Origin of the sequence: Dactylosporangium sp. NPDC005572 (genome assembly GCF_040605515.1) — a bacterium.
Lineage (GTDB): Bacteria > Actinomycetota > Actinomycetes > Mycobacteriales > Micromonosporaceae > Dactylosporangium.
Genome location: NZ_JBEXCY010000381.1, coordinates 1 through 4,953, shown reverse-complemented (window position 1 = coordinate 4,953; position 4,953 = coordinate 1). Strand labels below are relative to the sequence as shown.

Genomic DNA, 4,953 nt, shown 5'->3' with positions numbered 1-4,953 from the left:
CGCCCCTGGAGGCTGATCGTGCAGAGTTCCAACCCGGTGCTCACCCGCCTTGGTGAGGCGGCGCGACAAGAGCGCTCGACAGGCGTGGGATACGCACCGTCCTACCCGCGCGTGATGACCATGGACGACGTCGTCGTCCGCACGGTCGCGCTGCTCGCCGTCACCGGCATCTTCGGCGCCGGTGCGTGGGTCCTGCTGCCGGCCGGCGGCGCCATCACGGCGATCGCCGCCATCGGCTCGGTCATCGCCGGGCTCGTGCTCGGCCTGGTCATCTCCTTCATGCGGGTCACCAACCCGGCCGTGATCCTGCCCTACGCCGCCCTCCAGGGCGTCGCGCTGGGCCTCGTCAGCCGCTGGTTCGAGAGCCTGTACAACGGCATCGTCTTCCAGGCCGTCATCGGCACGTTCGGCATCTTCGCGATCATGGCCGTGCTCTACAAGTTCAAGGTGCTGCGCGCCACCCCGCGCTTCACCAAGATGGTGATCGGCGCGCTCATCGGCGTGGTGGTCCTGAGCCTGGCCAACTACCTGTTCTTCCTGTTCGACATCAACCTGGGCCTGCGTGACTACGGCACCAGCGGCAAGGTCGGCTGGCTGCCCATCGTCTTCAGCCTCGTCGTGGTGGTGGTCGGCGCGCTGACCTTCATCCTCGACTTCGACGCCGTCGACCAGGGCATCCGCTACGGCCTGCCGGAGAAGTACGCGTGGTACTGCGCGTTCGGCATCCTCGTCGGCCTGATCTTCCTGTACTACGAGATCCTGCGCCTGCTGAGCTACCTGCGCCGATGACCACCGGCGATCAGCTGGGCGCCGCGGTGCACAGGCTGGTCGGCCAGGTCGCACACTGGACGCCGTCCCGCTGGGCGGCGTCCAGTGCCGTTCCGGGCCGCTCCCGCGCCGAGGCGTTCCACGGGACCCTGCAGACCCTGGCCGACGCCGCGGCGACGGCCGAGGGCGCGCCACCGCGCCCGGTGCCCCGGCTGGACAACGACCTGGCCCTCCCGGACCAGCTGCGGGTCCTGGCGGCCGACCTGGCCCGCCACGCGCCAAGGGCCGTCCCCGCCGCCGTGGAGGCGGTGACGGCCCTGCGCGACGCGCTGCGCCCTACGTCAGGTGGGCCAGCAGGTCCTGGCGGGTGATGACGCCGGCCGGCTTGCCGTCCACGAGCACCACGGCGGCGTCGGCCTTCTCCAGGAGGGCCACCGCCTCGCCCACCGGCTGGCCGCCGCCGATCATCGGCAGCGGGTCGCCCATGTGGCGCTCGACGATGTCGTGCAGGTGGGCCTGGCCGGAGAACAGCGCGTCGAGCAGGTCGCGCTCGGCGATCGAGCCGGCCACCTCGCCCGTGACGACCGGCGGCTCGGCCTTGAGGACCGGCAGCTGGGAGACGCCGTACTCGCGCATGTAGTCGATCGCGTCGCGGACCGTCTCGTTCGGGTGGACGTGGACCATCTGGGGCATCCCGCCGTCCTTGCCGACGAGCACGTCGGCGACCGTGGGGGTCTCGGCGGCGGTGCGCAGGAAGCCGTAGCGGGCCATCCAGCCGTCGTTGAAGATCTTCGAGAGGTAACCGCGGCCGCCGTCCGGGAGCAGGACGACCACGACCGCGTCGGGGCCGGCCTCGGCCGCCACGCGCAGGGCCGCCGCGACCGCCATGCCGCACGAGCCGCCGACCAGCAGGCCCTCCTCGCGGGCCAGGCGGCGGGTGAGCTCGAAGCTCTCCTTGTCGGAGACCTCGACGATCTCGTCGCAGATCTCCCGGTCGTACGTCGTGGGCCAGAAGTCCTCGCCGACGCCCTCGACCAGGTACGGCCGGCCGGTGCCGCCCGAGTAGACGGAGCCCTCGGGGTCGGCGCCGACGATGCGGACGGCGCCGCCGGAGACCTCCTTGAGGTAGCGCCCGACGCCCGAGATGGTGCCGCCGGTGCCGACGCCGGCGACGAAGTGCGTCACGCGGCCCTCGGTCTGCTCCCAGACCTCCGGGCCGGTGGTCTCGTAGTGGGAGCGGGGGTTGGCCGGGTTCGCGTACTGGTCGGGCTTCCAGGCGCCGGGGATCTCGCGGGCCAGCCGGTCGGAGACGTTGTAGTAGGAGCGCGGGTCCTCGGGGGCGACCGCGGTCGGGCAGACGACGACCTCGGCCCCGTAGGCGCGCAGGACGTTCTGCTTGTCCTCGCTCACCTTGTCGGGGCAGACGAAGACGCAGCGGTACCCCCGCAGCTGCGCCACCAGGGCGAGCCCGACGCCGGTATTGCCGGAGGTCGGCTCGACGATGGTGCCGCCGGGCTTCAGCAGCCCGGCCTCCTCGGCCTCCTCGACCATGCGCAGCGCGATGCGGTCCTTCACGCTGCCGCCGGGGTTCAGGTACTCGACCTTGGCGAGGACCGTGCCGGGGATGCCGGACGTGACGTTGCGGAGCCGGACGAGGGGGGTGTTGCCCACCAACTCGACGACGTTGTCGTAGTAGCGCACGTGCCCAGCGTATAGCCGGGCCGTGCTCACCCGACGCTCACCCGACGACGTGCCCGGGAATGACGCTCTCCCGCCGCTTCTCCCACTCCAGGAAGCGCTCCAGCTCGTCCATGAGGGCGCCGGCGAAGTACCCGGCCACGGCGACGTCGTCGACCACGCCCAGGATCAGCAGGAACAGCTCGGGCACCGCGTCGATCGGCGACACGATGTACGCGCCGGCGACGGCGATCATGGCCAGCCGGGCGCCGCCGTCGTACTCACGCTTGAAGGTCGCCTTGATCATCCGCGGGATGGCGGCGAGCCGCCGCCCGACGCCCGGCGTGCCGGGCTTGAACACCCGCAGTAACGCCGTCCACGCCAAGTGTCGTTTGAGCGCGCCGTCCGCCATGATTGCCGTCCTCCCGAGTGTCCCGGCCCTCGAATGTAATGGTGCCCGTCACCATCGAGCGGCAACCGTCACTGCGACGCGCGCGGTAAGAATGGAAAGGTTTGGCCGACCGATCCGGGCGGGCGGCCTGGTTGCTCCACCGGTCGGAATGAGGACGATCGCAAAGCGGACGAATGGCGAGGAACACTTGGGAAGCGGGGGCTAGCCTCGGGGTCGCAGAGGCTTTGGGGGAAGGGGCGGGGGCGTTGAAGCTTCAGTCGGAGCAGGTGCGGCGGATCGCCACGGCGGCGGCGGTCGGTGGCGGGGGGATCGCGGGGGCCGGGGCGTTGTTCTACGGGCTGGTCCTGGGCCAGGCGCTGCTCGCGCGGAAGACGATTCCGCAGGTGATCAGCCCGCCGCCGCGGGCCGACGGCACGTACGGCGCGCATTACGACGGCGAGCCGATCCGCCTGGTGGTGCTCGGCGACTCGTCGGCCGCCGGCTACGGCGCCGAGCAGCCGAGCGAGACGTTCGCCGCAGCCGTCGCGGCCGGCCTCGCCGAGCAGCAGCGGCGGCCGGTCTGGATGCGCTGCCTCGCGGTCGTCGGGGCCGAGTCGAAGGGCCTCCCGCCGCAGGTCGAGGTCGCGCTGCGGCACCGCCCCGACGTGGCGGTGATCAGCATCGGCGGCAACGACGTGACCCACCGGGTGAGCGTCCGGACCGCGGTCCGCCACCTGGTCGACGCGGTGCGCACGCTGCGCGCGGCCGGCGTCGAGGTGGTCGTCGGCACCTGCCCCGACCTCGGCACGATCCGGCCGATCCAGCCGCCGCTGCGCTGGCTGGCCCGGCACTGGAGCCGGCAGATGGCGACCGCGCAGACCATTGCGGTCGTCGAGGCCGGCGGGCGTACCGTGTCCCTGGGTGACCTCCTCGGTGAGCTGTTCTACGCCGACCCCGACCGGATGTTCAGCTTGGACCGGTTCCACCCGTCCGGTGCCGGTTACCTGGCCGCCGCCCAGGCGGTGTTGCCTACCGTGGTGGCCGCGCTGACCGAGCCCGCCCTGGCGGCGGTCCCGGGCCTCGCCGCCGGCGAGGGCGTCCGGTCGCTGCCCCAGGCGGCCGCCGAGGCGGCCCACCGTCCCGGCACCGAGGTCAGCGCGACCCAGGTCGCCGGCAAGGACCGCGGCCCGGCCGGCCGGTGGGCGCAGCTGCGCCACCGGGTCTGGCACCGGCTGCCGCAGCAGGCCGCACGGCAGCCGAGCGCCGCGCGGAGTGAGGAGCTGACATGAGCGTCGTGCGGCGGCTCGCCCGCCTCGCCACCGTGACCCTGGTCGCCGGCACCGTCGGCGGCGCCGCCGTGCTGGCGGCCCAGGCCCTCGCGGCGCGGACCCGCACCTACGCCAAGCCCGACATGCGCCTCGCGATGCGCTCGTCGATCGGCGCGACCGGCAAGCCGCCGATGCGGCTGGTGCTGCTCGGCGACGCGACGGCGCTCGGCGTCGGCGTCGACCGGGTGGCCGACACCGTCGGCGGCCAGCTCGCCGCGCTGCTGGCCGAGGGCTCGGCCGGCCGCCGGGTCGAGCTGTCGAGCGTGGCCGTGGCCGGTTCGCGCTCGTCCGACCTGGCCACCCAGGTCGCCCGGGCGCTCGTCGGGCCCCGGCCGGACGTGGCGCTGGTGCTCGTCGGCACGAACGACGTCACCCACCTGGGCTCGGGCGCCGACGCGGCCGAGCACCTCGGCGCGGCCAGCCGCCGGCTGCGCGACGCCGACATCCCGGTCGTCGTCGGCACCTGCCCCGACTTCGGCGCGCTCCGCGCGTTCGCCCCGCCGCTGCGCCAGCTGCTCGGGCTGCGCAGCCGCCGGATCGCCCGGCTGCAGGCGGCCGCGGCGTCGGCGGCCGGGGCCGTGGTCGTCGACCTGGGCGCGCGCACCGGCGCCGTCTTCCGGGCCGACGCGGGCACGCTGTGCCACGACGGCTTCCACCCCTCGGCCGACGGCTACCGGGTCTGGGCCCACGCCCTGCTCCCCGCCGTCGAGGAGGCGGCGGCCGTACGGGCCTGAAACGCGGACCTGGAACGCGGACCTGGAACGCGGACCTGGAACGCGGACCTGGAAC

The 4,953-nt window shown here is 73.6% G+C and carries 6 protein-coding genes; 4 read left to right on the top strand and 2 right to left on the bottom strand.

The features are described from left to right. The first annotated feature begins 18 nt into the window (after positions 1-18). Together ABZS66_RS60330 and ABZS66_RS60325 are read left to right on the top strand one after the other, a co-directional pair. Complete coding sequence (locus tag ABZS66_RS60330) at positions 19-789, top strand: Bax inhibitor-1/YccA family protein (protein WP_354773813.1); 771 nt, start codon at positions 19-21, stop codon at positions 787-789. Further along, entirely contained in the window at positions 786-1,139 is a 354-nt protein-coding gene (locus tag ABZS66_RS60325) for a hypothetical protein (RefSeq protein WP_354773810.1), read from the top strand. The genes ABZS66_RS60330 and ABZS66_RS60325 overlap by 4 nt, the downstream gene beginning before the upstream one ends. Here ABZS66_RS60325 and ABZS66_RS60320 read toward each other — a convergent pair. Both ABZS66_RS60320 and ABZS66_RS60315 read right to left on the bottom strand, forming a co-directional pair. Beyond that, a complete protein-coding gene (locus ABZS66_RS60320) occupies positions 1,105-2,469 on the bottom strand; it encodes a cystathionine beta-synthase (protein WP_354773808.1) in 1,365 nt (454 codons plus the stop codon). The two genes, ABZS66_RS60325 and ABZS66_RS60320, sit on opposite strands and share 35 nt — an antisense overlap. Before the next feature lie 37 nt (positions 2,470-2,506). Continuing rightward, positions 2,507-2,857, bottom strand: coding sequence for a DUF1232 domain-containing protein (locus tag ABZS66_RS60315; protein ID WP_354773806.1), 351 nt, complete (start codon positions 2,855-2,857; stop codon positions 2,507-2,509). Positions 2,858-3,132: 275 nt separating this feature from the next. Between ABZS66_RS60315 and ABZS66_RS60310 the strand changes: the two genes are divergently transcribed. Beyond that, the gene (locus ABZS66_RS60310; RefSeq protein ID WP_354773811.1) at positions 3,133-4,125 is read left to right on the top strand and encodes an SGNH/GDSL hydrolase family protein; all 993 of its coding nucleotides are present in this window, start codon (positions 3,133-3,135) and stop codon (positions 4,123-4,125) included. Then, positions 4,122-4,898, top strand: coding sequence for an SGNH/GDSL hydrolase family protein (locus ABZS66_RS60305; RefSeq protein ID WP_354773804.1), 777 nt, complete (start codon positions 4,122-4,124; stop codon positions 4,896-4,898). Before ABZS66_RS60310 ends, ABZS66_RS60305 begins: the two co-directional genes overlap by 4 nt. The last annotated feature ends 55 nt before the right edge of the window (positions 4,899-4,953 follow it).